The organism is Nonomuraea sp. NPDC049714, from assembly GCF_044465295.1.
In the GTDB taxonomy this organism is placed as follows: Bacteria; Actinomycetota; Actinomycetes; order Streptosporangiales; family Streptosporangiaceae; genus Nonomuraea.
Genome location: NZ_JBITLM010000013.1, coordinates 231322 through 247484, shown reverse-complemented (window position 1 = coordinate 247484; position 16163 = coordinate 231322). Strand labels below are relative to the sequence as shown.

14 protein-coding genes and 1 tRNA gene are annotated in these 16163 nt (G+C 68.0%); 7 read left to right on the top strand and 8 right to left on the bottom strand.

The window, feature by feature from the left end:
- Nucleotides 1–18 precede the first annotated feature (18 nt).
- Complete coding sequence (gene topA / locus ACIBQX_RS39765) at nucleotides 19–2706, bottom strand: type I DNA topoisomerase (RefSeq protein ID WP_397013905.1); 2688 nt, start codon at nucleotides 2704–2706, stop codon at nucleotides 19–21.
- A gap of 219 nt (nucleotides 2707–2925) precedes the next feature.
- Here topA and ACIBQX_RS39760 point away from each other — a divergent pair, with 219 nt between their 5' ends.
- Nucleotides 2926–3093 (top strand): DUF5703 family protein, encoded by a 168-nt coding sequence (locus ACIBQX_RS39760; RefSeq protein ID WP_397014094.1) that lies wholly within the window; start codon nucleotides 2926–2928, stop codon nucleotides 3091–3093.
- A 279-nt stretch (nucleotides 3094–3372) separates the two neighbouring features.
- Here ACIBQX_RS39760 and ACIBQX_RS39755 read toward each other — a convergent pair whose 3' ends face one another.
- Together ACIBQX_RS39755 and ACIBQX_RS39750 are read right to left on the bottom strand one after the other, a co-directional pair.
- Entirely contained in the window at nucleotides 3373–5304 is a 1932-nt protein-coding gene (locus tag ACIBQX_RS39755; RefSeq protein ID WP_397013903.1) for a chaplin family protein, read from the bottom strand.
- 252 nt (nucleotides 5305–5556) lie between these two features.
- Nucleotides 5557–6141, bottom strand: coding sequence for a hypothetical protein (locus ACIBQX_RS39750; RefSeq protein WP_397013901.1), 585 nt, complete (start codon nucleotides 6139–6141; stop codon nucleotides 5557–5559).
- 339 nt (nucleotides 6142–6480) lie between these two features.
- Between ACIBQX_RS39750 and ACIBQX_RS39745 the strand changes: the two genes are divergently transcribed.
- Nucleotides 6481–6566: transfer RNA gene (locus ACIBQX_RS39745), tRNA-Leu, on the top strand.
- Here the strand turns inward: ACIBQX_RS39745 and ACIBQX_RS39740 are convergent.
- From ACIBQX_RS39740 to ACIBQX_RS39720, 5 genes are all read right to left on the bottom strand, one after another.
- On the bottom strand, nucleotides 6548–8206 hold the full coding sequence (locus ACIBQX_RS39740; RefSeq protein WP_397013899.1) for a recombinase family protein: 1659 nt from the start codon (nucleotides 8204–8206) through the stop codon (nucleotides 6548–6550). The genes ACIBQX_RS39745 and ACIBQX_RS39740 overlap by 19 nt on opposite strands.
- Nucleotides 8203–8352 (bottom strand): hypothetical protein, encoded by a 150-nt coding sequence (locus ACIBQX_RS39735; protein WP_397013897.1) that lies wholly within the window; start codon nucleotides 8350–8352, stop codon nucleotides 8203–8205. The genes ACIBQX_RS39740 and ACIBQX_RS39735 overlap by 4 nt, the downstream gene beginning before the upstream one ends.
- A gap of 226 nt (nucleotides 8353–8578) precedes the next feature.
- Entirely contained in the window at nucleotides 8579–9433 is an 855-nt protein-coding gene (locus ACIBQX_RS39730) for a TRM11 family SAM-dependent methyltransferase (RefSeq protein ID WP_397013895.1), read from the bottom strand.
- Nucleotides 9430–10302: a DNA methyltransferase gene (locus tag ACIBQX_RS39725; protein WP_397013893.1), complete on the bottom strand. Its 873-nt coding sequence runs from the start codon at nucleotides 10300–10302 to the stop codon at nucleotides 9430–9432. The genes ACIBQX_RS39730 and ACIBQX_RS39725 overlap by 4 nt, the downstream gene beginning before the upstream one ends.
- A gap of 81 nt (nucleotides 10303–10383) precedes the next feature.
- A complete protein-coding gene (locus ACIBQX_RS39720; RefSeq protein ID WP_397013891.1) occupies nucleotides 10384–10857 on the bottom strand; it encodes a hypothetical protein in 474 nt (157 codons plus the stop codon).
- A 249-nt stretch (nucleotides 10858–11106) separates the two neighbouring features.
- Here ACIBQX_RS39720 and ACIBQX_RS39715 point away from each other — a divergent pair, with 249 nt between their 5' ends.
- The 5 genes from ACIBQX_RS39715 (at nucleotide 11107) to ACIBQX_RS39695 (ending at nucleotide 16021) form a co-directional block, all read left to right on the top strand.
- Nucleotides 11107–12264, top strand: coding sequence for a hypothetical protein (locus tag ACIBQX_RS39715; RefSeq protein ID WP_397013889.1), 1158 nt, complete (start codon nucleotides 11107–11109; stop codon nucleotides 12262–12264).
- Nucleotides 12265–12614: 350 nt separating this feature from the next.
- Entirely contained in the window at nucleotides 12615–13394 is a 780-nt protein-coding gene (locus ACIBQX_RS39710) for a hypothetical protein (RefSeq protein WP_397013888.1), read from the top strand.
- A gap of 264 nt (nucleotides 13395–13658) precedes the next feature.
- The gene (locus ACIBQX_RS39705; protein ID WP_397013887.1) at nucleotides 13659–13967 is read left to right on the top strand and encodes a pilin; all 309 of its coding nucleotides are present in this window, start codon (nucleotides 13659–13661) and stop codon (nucleotides 13965–13967) included.
- Nucleotide 13968: 1 nt separating this feature from the next.
- On the top strand, nucleotides 13969–15555 hold the full coding sequence (locus ACIBQX_RS39700) for a hypothetical protein (protein ID WP_397013886.1): 1587 nt from the start codon (nucleotides 13969–13971) through the stop codon (nucleotides 15553–15555).
- Nucleotides 15539–16021: a PrgI family protein gene (locus ACIBQX_RS39695; protein ID WP_397013885.1), complete on the top strand. Its 483-nt coding sequence runs from the start codon at nucleotides 15539–15541 to the stop codon at nucleotides 16019–16021. The genes ACIBQX_RS39700 and ACIBQX_RS39695 overlap by 17 nt, the downstream gene beginning before the upstream one ends.
- Nucleotides 16022–16163 lie beyond the last annotated feature (142 nt).

Here is a 16163-nt window from a genome sequence, read left to right as displayed (position 1 = left end):
GCCCGCCTGAGAGGACTCTCAGGACTTGGCGGCGGGCTTCTTCCTGACAGGCGCCTTCTTCGCCGGAGCCTTCCTCGCGGTCGCCTTCTTGGGCGCGGGCGCACGCTCACGCCGCTCGGCCAGCAGCTCCGCCGCCCGCTCGATGGTGATCTCCTCCACCGTGTCGCCCTTGCGCAACGACGCGTTGGTCTCACCATCGGTGACGTACGGCCCGAACCGCCCTTCCTTGACCACGACCGGCTTCTTGGAGTTGGGGTCGTCGCCCAGCTCACGCAGCGGCGGCGCGGCCGCGGCCCGGCCTCTGCCCCGCTGCTTCGGCTGCGCGAACAGCTCCTTGGCCTGCTCGATCGTGACCGTGAACAGGTCCTCCTCGGAGGCCAGCGAGCGCGAGTCGGTGCCCTTCTTCAGGTACGGGCCGAACTTGCCGTTGTGCGCCACCACCGGCTCGCCCTCCAGCTCGCCCACGGGGCGCGGGATGGACAACAGCCGCAGCGCGTCCTCAAGCGTGACGGTCTCCAGCGACATGGTCTTGAACAGCGAACTCGTCCGCGGCTTGACGGCCTCGGCCTTCTTCGTCCGCCTCTTCGGCGCCCCCTCCGCGGGCGGCGCCTCCTCGGGAAGGATCTCCGTCACGTACGGCCCGAACCGCCCGTCCTTGGCCACGATCATGTTCCCGGTCTCCGGGTCGTGGCCCAGCTCACGATCGCCCGTCTGCCGCGAGAACAGCTCCTCGGCCTTCTCGGCGGTCAGCTCGTCGGGCGTCGTGTCCTCGGGCACGTTCACCCGGGTGCCGTCCCGGTCCAGGTAGGGGCCGTAGCGGCCGACCCGGATGACGATGTCGCTGTCCCGGATCGCGAAGGAGCTGATCTCCTTGGCGTCGATGTCGCCGAGGTCGCTGACCATCTCCTTGAGGCCCTCGTCGCCGTCGGCGCCGTAGTAGAAGCGCTGCAACTCCGGCACCCGCTCGGCCCGGTCGTTGGCGATGTCGTCGAGCACCTTCTCCATGTCGGCGGTGAAGTCGTAGTCGACCAGGTTGCCGAAATGCTGCTCCAGCAGATTGACCACGGCGAAGGCGAGGAACGACGGCACCAGCGCCGTGCCCTTCTTGAACACGTAGCCGCGATCCAGGATCGTGCCGATGATCGACGCGTAGGTCGACGGGCGGCCGATCTCCCGATCCTCCAGCTCCTTGACCAGCGACGCCTCGGTGTATCGAGCCGGCGGCTTGGTCGAGTGCCCGGCCGCGTCCAGCCGCGACACGGTCAGCGGATCGCCCTCGGCCAGGTTGGGCAGCCGCTTCTCGGCGTCGTCGCGGTCGGTCGACGGATCGTCGGCCCCCTCGACGTACGCCTTCAGGAAGCCGTGGAAGGTGATCGTCCGGCCCGACGCGCTGAACTCCACGTCCTCACCGGCCGACGACCGGCCGCCCACCTTGACCGTGACCGACTCACCCACGGCGTCCTTCATCTGGGACGACACGGTCCGCTGCCAGATCAGCTCGTACAGCCGGAACCGGTCACCGCTCAGCCCCGTCTCCCCCGGCGTGCGGAACTCCTCGCCGGACGGCCTGATCGCCTCGTGCGCCTCCTGCGCGCTCTTCACCTTGCTGGTGTAAACACGCGGCTTGTCCGGTACGTACGCCGCGCCGTACAGCTTGAGCGCCTGAGAGCGCGCGGCCGCGATGGCCGTCTCCGACAGCGTGATGCTGTCGGTGCGCATGTAGGTGATGAAGCCTTCCTCATAGAGGCGCTGCGCGACCTGCATCGTGTACTTCGCGGAGAAGCCCAGCTTGCGGCTGGCCTCCTGCTGCAACGTGGTCGTCCGGAACGGCGCGTACGGCTTGCGGGTGTACGGCTTGCGTTCGACGGACTTGACGGCGAACGACGACTCCCGGAGCCGACCGGCCAGCTCGCCGGCGGCGGCCTCCGACAGGTGGAGCACGTCGGCGTTCTTCAGCTGCCCGTTGCTGGCGAAGTCGCGGCCCTGCGCGACGCGCCGGCCGTCGACCCCGGTGAGGTTCGCGGTGAAGTCCCGCGGCCGCTCCTCGGTCCTGCCGGTGTCGAACAGCGCCTGCAGGTCCCAGTAGTGGGCGGAGGTGAACGCCATCCGCTCCCGCTCACGCTCCACCACCAGCCTGGTCGCGACCGACTGCACCCGACCGGCCGACAGACGCGGCTTGACCTTCTTCCACAGGACCGGGCTGACCTCGTAGCCGTAGAGCCGGTCCAGGATGCGCCGGGTCTCCTGGGCGTCGACCAGGCGCAGGTTGAGCGTGCGGGGATTGGCCACCGCGTCACGGATGGCCTGCTGAGTGATCTCGTGGAAGACCATGCGGTGCACCGGCACCTTGGGCTTGAGCACCTCACGCAGGTGCCAGGCGATGGCCTCGCCCTCGCGGTCCTCGTCAGTGGCGAGATAGACCTCGTCGGCGTCCTTGAGCAGCTGCTTCAGCTTGGCGACCTGCGACCGCTTGTCGGGGTTGACCACATACAGCGGCTCGAATTCATGCTCGACGTTCACGCCCAGTCGCGCCCACGGCTCCCCCTTGAACCGCTCAGGGATGTCGTCGGCCTTCTCCGGAAGATCACGGATATGACCGATGCTGGACTCGACGATGTAGCCGGCGCCGAGGTACCCCTCGATCGTCTTCGCCTTGGCCGGCGACTCGACGATCACCAGGCGTGTTCCGCCGGCGCTGCCGTTCATGGCTGGCACGCTGCTTCCTACCTCGCTGTTCGCTAGCAAAATCCCCCTGCCGGGAGCCGGCACAGATCTGAAAGGTAACCCGACTCGCGAAAAATTCCTTCCCCCGGGGCTACCCACTGGCTTCCAGGTCCACCCACCAGCACGCAGAATAAGCCCATCGAGCTGCATGGCGCCCTGACTCAACTCTGGAGACTAATCGTTGTGCCCGACTACTCCTACATGGATATCTTCATCCCGCGCGAGCTATCACGCGAAGCAGCACGTCAGCTGCTGACCGAACACGCGGAGTACGGCCAGTGGGAACTCTCGCGGGTGCGTCTGTACCCCGACGGGAGCCGTCGCGTACGCCTCCGCCGCCGGATCATGCGTGTCCGCAGCACCCTTTGATGCCCAGGACCTAACTCAGCCCACTAGGGCCGGTCCCCAGAAGCCCGGCTGGACCTACTCGGGCCGGTCGCCGGGAGCCCGGCTGGACCTACTCGGGCCAGTATCCCGACCTGGCTCGTCCCACTCGGGCCAGTATCCCGGCCCGCTCGGGCCACGGCCCGCTCGGGCCGCTCAGGCCGATGTCCGGACATGGCTTTGCCCGCTCCGGGCCGCGCCCCCGGAACGGGCAAAGCGTCTATCGCTCACTGCCCGCTGGCGGCGGGCAGTGGCCGTGTGCGGTTACTTCCGGCCGAGGCGGAAGCGGCGGGTGGTGGCGAACAGCGTCGCGGAGGCCGCCAGCATGCCGCCCAGGACGAGCGCGAACAGCGCGCCGGTGTTCATCCCGGTGACGCCCATGGGCTGAGCGGCGCTCATCAGACCCAGACCGCTGGTGGGCAGGCCACCCGTCGCGGAGCTCACCGCGCCGCCGACCGGGGTGGAGCCGACCAGCGAGGTGGCCGGAGCGAGCGCGGACGCCGGCCCGGAGGAGGCGGCACCGGCAGGCTTGGCGAAGGACGGGCCGCCTGACGGCTTCTTGGCCCTCGGCGGGGTCTTGGGCTCGCCGGGCAGGCCAGGCAGCGCGGGCAGCTTCGGCAGACCGGCCTGGCCGGCCACGTCGCCGACGACCGGCAGCGGCGGCAGACCGGAGCCGCTCATCTGCTGGGCCATGGTGCCGACCTCCTGCAGCCCACCCAGCGCCGGAACGGCGGGGAGCGCGGGCAGCGTGCCGCCCGTCCCGGCCGGGGAGACCTTGCTCACATGCCGCACGTAGGGGTTGTGGCCACCGTCGTGCGGCGGCTGACCGACGTGCGCCCCGCCGAGGCACCCGGCGGCGGCGTCACCCAGGACGGCCACCGCGTTGCCGCAGACGTTGATCGGCGCGGTGATCGGGGCCACCACCTGGTTGCCCGCCAGCACGCCCGACCGGCCGGAGGTCCTGTTGCCGCCCCCGCCCACGCCGTGGTGGGGTGAGACGGCCGCGCCGCCCTTGCAGTGGGCCTCCGCGAGGCCGAGCGCCGCGACGGCGTTGCCACAGGCGTTGACCGGGGCGGTGATCGGGGCCACCACCTGGTTGCCCGAGCCGACACCTGAACGGCCGGAGGTGGTGTTGCCACCGGCCCCCTTGCCACCGTTCTTCACCGAGGCGCCGCCCTTGCAGCCGGCGAACGCCTCACCGAACAGCGCGACCGCGTTGCCGCAGACGTTGACCGGAGCGGTGACCGGGGCCACCACCTGGTTGCCCGCCAGCACGCCCGACCGGCCGGAGGTCCTGTTGCCGCCCGCACCGGAGCCGCTCTTGGAGTTGTGCACCGACGCGCCGCCGGCGCATCCGGCCTGAGCGTTGCCCACCGCGTTGCCGCAGGCGGTGATGGGCAGGCTGATCGGGGCGATGACCTGGTTGCCGCTACCCGCGCCGAAGCGGCCGTCGGTGTCGTTGCCGGTCGAGCCCTGGTGGTGGTGGCGCGCGCTCTGGTAGCCGTGGTGGTGGCCGTGCCCGCCGCCGTTGGTGACGGTCGAGCCGCCCTTGCACCCGGAGAACGCCTGCCCGAAGGCCGCCACGGAGTTGCCGCAGATGTTGATCGGCGCGCTGATCGGCGCGATCACCTGGTTGCCGCCGAGCACCGAGCCCCTGCCGGAGGTCCTGTTACCGCCCGCGCCGGGCCCGGTGTCACGGACCGAGGAGCCACCCTTGCAGCCCGCCGTCGCGTCACCGAAGATCGCCACCGCGTTGCCGCAGGCGTTGATCGGCGCGCTGATCGGCGCGGTGACCTGGTTGCCGCCGAGCACGCTGTGGTCGCCAGAGGTACGGTTTCCGCCCGCGCCGCCCTTGCCGGACTTACGCACGGTGGCGCCGCCCGTGCATCCGGCGTCGGAGCTGCCCACCAGCGAGACCGCGTTGCCGCAGGCGTTGATCGGCGCGCTGATCGGCGCGTTGACCTGGTTGCCGCCCAGGACGCTGTGGTTGCCAGAGGTCTCGTTGGGGATGCCGCCCCTGCCGGTGTCGACCACCGACGCGCCACCCCGGGAGGAGGCGGTGGACTCGCCGACCGCGGCGACGGAGTTGCCGCTGATGTCGATCGGCAGGGAGATGGGAAGGTTGACTTGGTTGCCGCCGCCGATGGAACCGTCACCGGAGGTGTCGGCGAGCGCGGTGCCGCCGCCGAAAGACATGACTGCAACCGCGAGCAGAGCCGCAGGGGCCGAAGCCTTCGCCCACGTACGCATGATGGATGCTCCTACTGATGATTTGGGGGAATACCTGACAGTTCGCGGGCAGCCGAGGCCGTGCGAGGTCGTTGACGCACCGCGCACAGCGGAGACCTCGGATTGGCGAACCAGTGATTGACGTGTCACCCACTGGCGGAGGGGCAGTCAGGCCGCGCTCCGCCGCCGGCAGTCGAAAGCCGGGACCTGTGGTGGGGATCAGTCAGGTGAGAAGGAGGGGTCGTCCGCCGCTGTGCGGACGACAGGGGGGAGCTCGAACGCCCAGGGGACGTGCCGAGCCTCTAGCCGCGGGTCGAAATCAGACCGCGCGACATCGCCCACATGCGGCCCGAAGGGGCCGTTGCCACCGCCATTGGGCACCAGACCATCGGTGTCCAGAATGTTGTCGGCGGTGGAAGGTGGTGGCAGGCCAGGGTCGGACTGGCTCGTGAGCCCGTCGACAGTCAGCCCCGCCATCGCCCCGGCGTCATCCGACGCCGAGGTCATCCCGCTCACCGGCGAGATGCCGGTGGCCGGCTGAGGGGTGCCGACTCCTGTCGCCGCGGTGGTGTCCGCGGCCGCCGGAGCGGCGAAGAGCATCCCGAACGCAACGGCGAGCAACCAACCAGCAACCAGCAGAACGCCGGCCGCGGCCGCTCGCACGATGACCCGACGGGCGCCGGCCGCGAACCGCGCCATCCGGTCAGCCCGGCAGGTGATCGAACCGTCCGCCGAGATCGTCGCGGGCACGCGTCGCGCAGCGAGGGACATGTCCCCCACTTGCTGCACCGACGTGCGTGCCACGTGACCTCCTGAGCTCCTGGACCGACCTCACATCGTGAGGCCGGTCCGTTGGACTCACCCCTCAACGGAAAGTAACCGTAGCAGCACCCATGGTTGCCGCAAAGCCTTTTCGACTGAGATCCAGTGACCGGTCAAGTCCACCCACCACAAACCGTCCCTTATCGCCCCGACCTGCCCGTCCACCCCATGACACGCCCGCATCGAGGACAGTTTTCACGGCCGAATCGCCTCCCGGCCGGCTCCACGGCGCCTCTCCAGATTCCCGGTATGACGCACCCCCCAGAGTTTGCTAACCTTACGGAGCCGACGCGAGATGACGGTCTCGCGTGCAGGCACCACGTCCGGGTGGCGGAATAGGCAGACGCGCTAGCTTGAGGTGCTAGTGCCCTTTACGGGGCATGGGGGTTCAAGTCCCCCCTCGGACACACACCGCTCGCACATGTGGGGGCTCCGGTTTAATCCGGGCCTCCACATACTGCTTTTCCGGGTAGTACGTGAGCTTCAAACCCAACTGGTTGTAAAGCTCCGCCTTGTCGTCCGGATCCGCGTCGGCGACCAGCCGCACTAGGTCCCCGACCTCCTCGATCATCGATCGGATCTCCGCGACGCTGATGCGCTGGGCGGCTGGAACAGCTTTGAGCTCTCCTTCAAGGCGAGCGCGTTCGCTCTTGGTCTCGTTGATCCACGAGGAGATCTCGATCGGGTCGCCTCCCGCGTCGAGCGCGGAGCGGTACTGACCCAGCTTGCGATCACACTTCGACAGCCGTTTCCGCAAGCCGATCAGAGCCGCCTCGTTCGGGTCGATCGCCTGCTCGGCCATGGCCGCGAGCGTGCGTTCCAGCGACTTTGGTCCGAACTCGGTCCCCAGCCAGCCGTCGACCTCATCAAGGATCTCCGCCTCCCGCAGGTAGACGACCTTGGGATGGTCGAGCTGGTTGACGATGGCGTACTGGGCGGGGAAGCGGCACCGGTAGTACGCCTGATGGTTGTTCCAGTTGCCCTGCATCCGGCGCTCGCAGTACCCGCAGAACAGAACGCCCCGGAAGGCGTATGGGCGTCGCGTGGGGTGCGGACGATGGCTGAACTGGCCGTGCGCACGCTTGGAGAGGACCTCCTGGACCCGTTGATACTCCTCGACGCTCACGATCGCGTCGTGGACGGGATGCTCCGACCAGATCCACTGGTCCTTGGTGTTCCACCGCTGCTTGGTCGTCGTCCCCAGCGCGACGTTCTCGATATCCAGCAGGACCTCGTCCTTGCGCTGCCTGTTCCACACCTGGTGACCGGTGTAGCGCGGATTGGTGAGGATGACCCGGACGGCGTACTTCGACCACGCAAGCTGATCCCGGTGCTTGTTCCGCCCGGGATCACTGGCCGACGGCGACAAGATCCCCTGCAACGTCAGATCCTCGGCGATGTCCAAGTAGCCCCGCCCCTTGAGGAACTCGCTGAAGATCCACCGCACCACCCGTGAGGTGACCGGATCGGCCACCAGCCGCCGCAACCTGCGCCCATCGGCCGCCTTACCCGGGTTCGGGTGTGGACCGGCGTCTTGGAGGCTGTAGCCGTACGGGGGACGCCCGCCGAGGAACCTGCCCTCGGTCGCGGTGATCGCCGCCATCGCGGCCCGAACCCGGATCTTGATGCGGTTGCGCTCGCCTTTCGACAGCCCGCCGAAGACGCCCATGATCATGTCGTGGGCTTCGTTCGCCGGATCGATCGGCCCGCCGACCTCGGGCACCCACAAAGGGACCCCGAAGTGCTCGAACAGCGGGAACGTGAGGCTGTACTGGTTGCCGTAGAACGCCCGTTGCGGCTCTCCGATCACCACGGCGTCGAAGCCCCGCCGTGGGTCCTTCAGCTCCTCGATCAGCGCCGCTGCGTGCGGCCGGAGCTGCCAGGGGATCGAGCGGGACTTGTCGACGTCGAAGAACTCCGCGACCACCTCCCCGCCCCGCGACTCGATCAGCGCCCGCGCCCGATGCAACTGCCAGGCCCGCGATGCCTCCGGATCCTGGTTGTCCTCGGTCGACACCCGGCCGTAGAAGCCGAACCTGATCGTCATCTCTCCTGCTCCTTCACGGTCTGTAGCTGCTTGGCGCGGGCGACAGCCTTGAGCAGGATCCGCAACAGCACACCGGCCGCACCAGGGGTGAGCCTCAACTCCTCCCCCGGCACGACCAACCGCAGCTCGTTCTCTGCGCCGTTCACGACTCGCTCCTGCTTGGAACGGGGTGCCGCGTCCACCGCCGACGGGGCCGGACCCAACGGGCCCGCCCGCCCCGGGCGGTCCTCCATGAGCGCTCGCCTCGGTGACCGCTGTCAATCATGGTCTGGACACGCTCTCCTGCCTGCCCAGCCGCACACGGTCGTGCACAGCCTGTGGAAAACGAGGAGCAGCCCTGCCCCCGCGTCGTGCCGGCAGCGGATGCGGCCATCAAGCCCCACCGCCTCGTTTCCGCAGAACGAGCAGGTCTTCGTGTGCCGCGGCACACACCGCCAGCCCTTTCTCCTGGCTCCGCCAGGCTTCCAACATCTGGAAGAACGACGCCCGGTTCACCAGCCCGCCATCGCGCAGCCCACACAGCAACGCCACCAGACGGTGGGTGAGCACCAGACCGGCCTCCTCCGCCGTCGCCATGACCTGGCCGGGAAGGTCGACGAGCTGCCCGTCGACCCGGATCGGCCGAACGGTGATCGCCACCACACCACCCGGCCGCAGCAGTTCGCCACATCCTTCGAGGATCCGCCCGAAGCCCTCCATCAGCTCCGGCAGCCGCCGGTGGGCGAGGTTGCCCTTATCCGTGGAGTAACGGTGGTTCCACTTCTCGACCGGCCCGCCACCGTCCCGGCTGCCAGAGCGGACATGCCCATGCGTCTGCGCTCCGTACGGCGGAGAGGTCAGCACCAGCGCGGCCTTGCCCCACAAGTCGGCGAACACGGTCGCGATGTTCCTCGCGTCCCCGCAGGCCACCCGAGCACTCCCCGTCGCCCCCTGAGAGCGGGCGTGCTGGATGTTCGCCGCGGTGAGACCCGTGAAGTCCCCCTCGTACTCCATCCCAACCGCGTCCCGCCCCAGATGCACCGCCTCCACCAAGGTGGTCCCGATCCCGCACATCGGATCCACCGCCAGCTCGCCTGGCTCGCTGAACGCGGAGATCACCTGGGCGGCGATGGACGGGAGCATCTTGCCCGGATGCCTCATCGACTCCGCCACGTAACGGCCGCGCCGCTGAACCCGCGACTGCAGCTGGCCCGTGACCAGCACCGACGACAGAACGTTCTCGTTCAACGAGCACCTCCGGCGGTGCGGGTGAACAGGCACACGTCCGCATGCACCGACACCACCGGCGGCAGCTCCGCAGACTGAGCACAGCGAAGCTGCGCCAGTTCCGCCGGCCCTAGCTGCACGACGAGCGCATCGCCTTGAATCGGGACCCGCAACGCGATGACGTGCTGGAGGTAGGTGAGCCCGGCCCGCGCCGCACGCTGGATGATCCCCGGTGCCTGATCCACCAGCCTGCCCCGCTCATACCTGGCGGTCGTGATCACCGCCAAGTGGCCATCCGGTGCGAGGACCTGCCGCGCATCCTCCAGAAACCTGCCCAGTTGCAGCATGCCGAGCGTCGGCTGCTCCGCCCGGCACACGGGACAGGAGCTTCCCGTCGTCGAACCGGTCGGCCGTCCGAATTCCGGATACGGAGGAAGAGCCGCGATCAACAGCTCAACCCGACCTTCCAGGCCGAGCAGCGCTTCCCGAAGCTCACCCGGGCCGTGCGGACGCAACCTCACCGCAGCCCGCTGATCCGCCGCAAGATCCCGCCGCAGTCGGCCGACGAGATGCTGCGCGACCGGCAGGCGCGGAACACACCCGATACCGAGTCGCCCCATCTCCGCCGCCGCGACGAGAACCGTCTCGCTCGTCGTGAAGACGTCCGCGACGACCTCGCCCGGACGGGTGCAGGCGCCGATCAGATGCCGCGCCAACTCCCGCCCGACGGCCTGGCGATGCCGCTCGCATACCGCCTCGGTAACGCGCGGCCGGTCCTTGGCCTCGGGCTCTCCAGGTGCGGTGTCGGAACACAGCCACACCGAGAGCGGCACCAACCGTCTCTCAGCCGTCCGCGACCTCTTCGACCGCGGTCCGTCGTTCTTGCTCATCTACGGTGACCCGTGACGGCCACCCGTTCCCATGCACTGAAACACCGGTTGATCAGTGCTGATTGGAACCGCTGACGTTCTTCAGGTGTCCTTTCCAGACGCGGTCCCGTCATCCTCCTGCGCGGCCCGCCGCTTGTCGTGAAGCCGTCTACGCACCACGCGGCCAGGCCACCTGCTCACTGCGTGAGGTTTGATGTTCTCGAGGGCCATGGCCCTCGCGTACCCACCACGGTGACGGTCGCCAGGCGGGGGGACAGTGCTGTACTGGCTGTATTCAGTGGCGGGGACGTCCCACACCAGAATGCGCCACTCGGTGTCGTACTCGTCATCGAAAACGTAGTCATCCACGATTTCTGGCGCGGAGGCGACCAGGTGGTCCAAGTAGGCGTCGAAGGTTGCGTGACCGAAGTCCTGCGGATTTCCTTCAGCGTCATCCTCCACTCCACGCTCTAGCACCATGTCGCCGGGCCCGTAGTGCCTGACCTCTGACCAGACCTTGTCGAGCTTGTCCCTCGTCTGAATCACGAAGGCGTACTGGTTACCAACCGAGCTCATCCTTCAAGTCTGGCCATGACAGACCACCGCGTCTTCGGCCACCGTAGGAATACGTGTGTCCGGTAACAACATCCTGGCGCTGATGCAGCAGCCTCTGCGCTACTGGCTGAGCGTGGATCACATGATCAAAGATGCTGCGTAAGCGCAGATTAGTAGGTAATCCGTGAATCTCACCTGGCCCCAATGGCAGTACGCCTCCTACATGTCGTGCGTATGCTCGATGCAGGTCGCCTGCAAAGGGAGAGCATCATGGCCAGCTACCGGGTCATCGTGGTTGCGCTGCAAGGAGTCGTCAACGACCGCGCGGCCAAGGAGACTGCACGGTTGCTGGGCGCGAGCCTCGAGCAGAACAACCGCTGGCTGGTATTCGACTTATCGGGGGCCAAACGCATCACGCCGGGCGGCTGGCGGTTCATCCTGAGTACCTGGCTCAACGCGCGTGCGGCAGGCGGAGGCGCATCCCTGGCCGGTGGAGCAGAGGTCTCCCACGCGCATTACGTGGCCCGTCAGATCGGGCTGCCGGCCTCACCCAACGTGGAGCATGCCCTAGCGGCGCTGGAACCGAGTACCCATCTGTCGGAGCTCGCCCCAGCGCACCTGTCGATGGACCTCATGAAAGCTCAGGATTGGTCTGAGGCCCAGTCTGCCGACGGCTATGAGCGGGCCTTCCTCACTTTCTTCGGCCACCGACCGTCGGCCGAACCGCTAAAAGATGCGTTCTCCCGAGCATTGATCATGCAGGCGTTAGCCGACGTCAGGCCAGTGACCGAAGGACCTGATCCAGCCCTTGACGCGATGCCGGCGGGGCCAGATGAGGACGTCCTGGCGGCTCTGCGCGAGGCACTCCAGCCCCGGGGTACCCAGATCGGTTTTGCCTATCTGGACGACTCGGCCAGCGCACCGGCGGTGGAGGCGGCGTTACGGCAGCTCGGCGAAGCGTTCGGGTGGGAGGTGACGGCACATTCCAAGCCGCTACAGGGCTCATGGTTTCGCCGGTTCCGCCTGAAGGCCAAGGACCTGGCGATGTCCGCAGACGCCAAGGAGATCGCCGAAGAGCTGCGCCGGGCCGCCGAACTACGGGCACTGCACGGCGTCCAGGCACAGAATGATGGCGTGCAGGCGCAGGCTGCGGCGACTCTCATACAGGCGCTCGACGGTACCGAGCAGGCGGTGGTTCTAGTCGGCTCCGTTCTAGTGATCAAGGACTCGGGCCGCTTGGCAGTGCGCACGCTGACGCAACGCCAGCTCATCTACCTGGAACGCAGCACTGATATGACCCAACCGAGCAGGGTGCTTGAGGCTCTTGAGCGCTACGGCGCTGCGGCCGACGATCCGCCACCGAAGCGGAGCCGCGACCTCCCAGCGGGCGACGACAGCAGTGACGGGCTGCCATCACACTGCGAATAGCGAGCTAGGGCGCTCGCTGGACACTGGCAATCACGCTTGCGGCTTGGGTTGTAACCGGACGAAGGCCTCACTGACTCCCCGTCGCTGATGCGCAACGACGACGGGTTGGCAAAACCTTGGACGACTCACTCGGTGGGGCGCACTCAGGCAGGTTAGTCACAGACCGGTGTGCTTGGTGTGATCTTTGCGTGTGCCCTTGGAATCTGTCCTTCACTCCTGGTCAGACGGTTGATGGAGTGACTGTGGCAGTTTCATGATGTCTGCGCTTCTTCCCATGGTGCCCCGAGTTCTCCCCATCCGGTGGTCCAGACCTGGATCGACCAATCCGGCTCGATCTACGGGGAGACTCCATGGTCCTCGAACTGCAGGACAGCACGACCTCGAAGCACTTCAACGACAACGCCCTGAGCGCGGCAAACAGAGCATTCCAGCTCCTGGTCACCGGACCGAGCCCGCTCTCAGTGGACGGGCGCTCCATCGGTCATGGGGCACCCGTGCGTCTGATCGATCTCGGCGAGCTGAAGACGCTGCTGCTCGGGCCGCAGGCCGGCGACGAGCTGAAGGACGCCGTCTGGGCGCACCTTGTGCGGCGTTCGCGGTGCGATGGTCCGGCGTGGGTGATCGGGTGTGTGGGGGTGGCGATGCCGGGGCTGAAGAATCTGGCATCGCGGACCTCGCAGGGCTGCCCGGTGCATGTGGTCGACGACATCGTCTCGGAGATGGTGACGAACTTCGTCGCCCAGCTCGGCCGGATCGATCTCGACCGGCCGAACATCCTGCCTCGGCTGTTGATGTGGGCGAGGAAGGGCGCGCTCCAGGTTCGAGCGCGTGAGCTCGCCTCCGTCGAGTTGTGTGGCGAGATGCCTGAGCAGGTGGCCATGACCGGGGAGCCGTTTCTGGTGCTCGCCGAGGCTGTCCGGTGCCGTGTCATCACTTCGGATGAGGCGAAGCTGATCAACGCAACGCGCTTGGAGGGCCAGGCGCTGCGGGCGTACGCGGCGCGCTCGGGGGTTCCGGCGGATCGGCTGTACAGGCGCCGGCGGGCGGCGGAGGCGCGGTTGGCGCGGGCGATCGAGGAGGGTCAAGTCTCGGTCAGTTATGACGGGCCGGGCTCCAGCTTCGGGGGCTGAGTCGGTGGTTCATCCATGTCAGCCGTGATCACGGCTCGGGGTGGAGTTCCGGGGGCGATCGCCTGTTCCCATCGAGTCCATCGTCCCTCGTCCTTCGAAGGAGGACACCCTTCCCGGACCGTTCCGGGTCAGTGATCACGGCTGGCTGCCCGTACAGGACTTCTCGTTCTTGGGAGCCATGTCATGAAGCCGTCTCGGCCTTGTCCGTTGTTCGTTATCCGGGTTCCAGCGGGGGTGAGCTGGACCCGGCGTGGTGTCGCGTCGTTGCTGTGGACGGTCGGATGTACGACGGCCGCACTGACCGTGCCAGGGATCGCCGAGGCGATGACCGGGCTGGCCTCACCCTCACTCGACCAGGTCATCACCAACCTGCGGAACGTGGTGATCGGGCTGCTCGTCGGGCTGGCCACGCTCTTCTTCACCATCGGGGGCGTCCGCTACATCCTGGCCGGCGGCGACCCAGGAGAGGTCGAGGCCGCCAAGAAGACGCTGCGGTACGGGGCGCTCGGGTACGGGGTGGCGGTGCTCGCGCCGGTCCTGGTGGAGATCTTGCAGCGGATCGTGGGGGCCTGAGGTGGCCGGCACGCGCAGAAGGGCGGTCGGGCTGCTCGTCCTTCTGGCGCTCGCCGCCGCGTTCGCCTCGGTGCTGTTCAGCGGATGCGCACTCGCCGCATCGCCGACGCCGAGTGCAACGCCTTCCCCCGCTCCCAGCACGGCGCCGCCGCCTTCGGCCGTGGAGCAGGAGTGCGGGTTCATCAACGTGGCCTGCGAGGCCCGTCGGGCGGTCAATGAGTGGTTCACGCATCTGGTGGAGACGGCGTCCAAGCCGGTGTTCGAGATGCTCGGGTCGACCGTGCTGGCGACGCCGGAGTTGGACTCTCCGGTGATGGCGCGAGCCAAGCAGTTGTGGGAGGTATCGCGGACGATCGCGAACACCTGCTTCGTGTTGCTGGTGACAGCCGCGGGCGTGATGCTCATGGTCGGGCAGGCGCTCCCGGGGGAGAGCTCGGCGCGGGAACTGCTGCCACGGCTGGTGTGGGCGTTCCTGGCCGCGAACTTGAGTCTGGTCGCGATCGGGTACGCGATCACTCTGGTGAACGGGCTGAGCCATGCGTTCCTGGCCGACGGGGCCGGCCAGATCGATCCAGAGTCAGTGTTCGAGGCCGTCAAGGTGACGATCCTGGCGGGGATCGCCACCCACGGCGTGTTCTTCGCGCTCGTGTCACTCGTCGCGGTGATCCTGGCAGTCGGGGTCGTCTTCACCTACCTCGTCCGGCTCGCGCTCACCATGGTGGTGATCGCAGCAGCACCCCTGGCGTTGATCTTCCACGCGCTGCCGATGACCGACGGGTTGGCCCGGCTGTGGTGGCGGTCGTTCATCGGCCTGCTGATGATCCAGATATGCCAGTCACTCGTGCTCGTCACCGCACTGAAACTGCTGTTCTCCGATAACCCGGCCGAGAACGCCGCCACGTTCTGGATCCCGGCCTCGGCAGATCTGGCCGACCTGCTCATGGCCGTGTGCCTGCTGTTCGTACTGCTCAAGATTCCCGGATGGGTCGCACGGACGATCTGGCAGGCGAACAAGCCTCGGACGCTCTCACGCCTGGTGCAGTCCCTGATCGTCTATCGCGGGCTGGGCATGCTGCTCGGCAAACGCGCCGGTGCGGCACGCGCGGCACGGCGTCCCAAACCGCCGAAGCCGCCCAACGGTGGTGGAGGCAGCGGGCCCGGCGGTCCTCCTGGAGGCGGTCCTCCCAGTGGTGGTCCTCCCAGTGGTGGTCCTCCCGGCGGTGGTGCTGGTGGGCCGGGTCCGCGCCCAGGTGGACCGCGCCGCCCTCGTCCTCCGTCCGGACCGCCCACCAAGGGGTGTGGTGGCAACGGAAGCGAGCCTGCGGGACGTGCCCATCATGGCCGCCTAGCACGTCCTGACAGGCCGGACAGGGCCGTCAGGGAACAGCCGGGCCCCATCGCCCATCGCCGCCCGCAGCCGGGCCGTCATGACCGGCCGACCGTCCACCCCAACCAGCAGCCGAACGCCGCACGCCTGCCGCAACCGCCCGCGTCACGCCGCGCGAAGCGCGGTCAGCCACAGGTCACCGTGCAGCTCGACGTGCCTCGTACTCCTAGAAGGGCAGAACGCCGTGCGACACGCAAGTAACGAGCGACCGGTCGCGACGATCCCGACCGACGTGGAGATGCCGGACAAGATCCTGGCGAACCTGACCATCAGGCAAGTCGCGATCCTTGCGGGGACCGGGCTGCTGTCGACGTGGGTTTACCTCCTGGCCGGTGACCGGCTGCCCATCCCGGTGCTCGCCGCGATCCTCCTACCGATGATCGCCTGCGGGTGCGCCCTGGCACTCGGCAAACGAGACGGGCTCGGTCTCGACCGGCGCCTAGGCCTGTCGAGGGTACAGCGTGACGTCAGCCGTCCAGCCCTCGTTGAACCGGCTGGTCAACGAAGTGCACCGCAAGACCCCGGCCGCCTGCCATGGCAAGGCCGGGGTCTCGTGCCACCGGACGCGGCGCCGCGAGCAGTAGCTGCTACAAACCCGGCGCCGCAACACACAGCTGTTCATCGGCCGAGCCCGGCGGCGCCTCAGCCGAACCACGTAGCAGGATAGGGCCGCGGGAAGCCCCGGCGGACATAGCCCTCAGCCGACGCAGCGCTTCAGCGTGGCCACGGCGCCGTCGTCGCCGGTGAGCACAGCGGCCTCAGCACGGTCACCAGGAGCACCGGGATCAATGGCAGCAGCCGCAGGATGA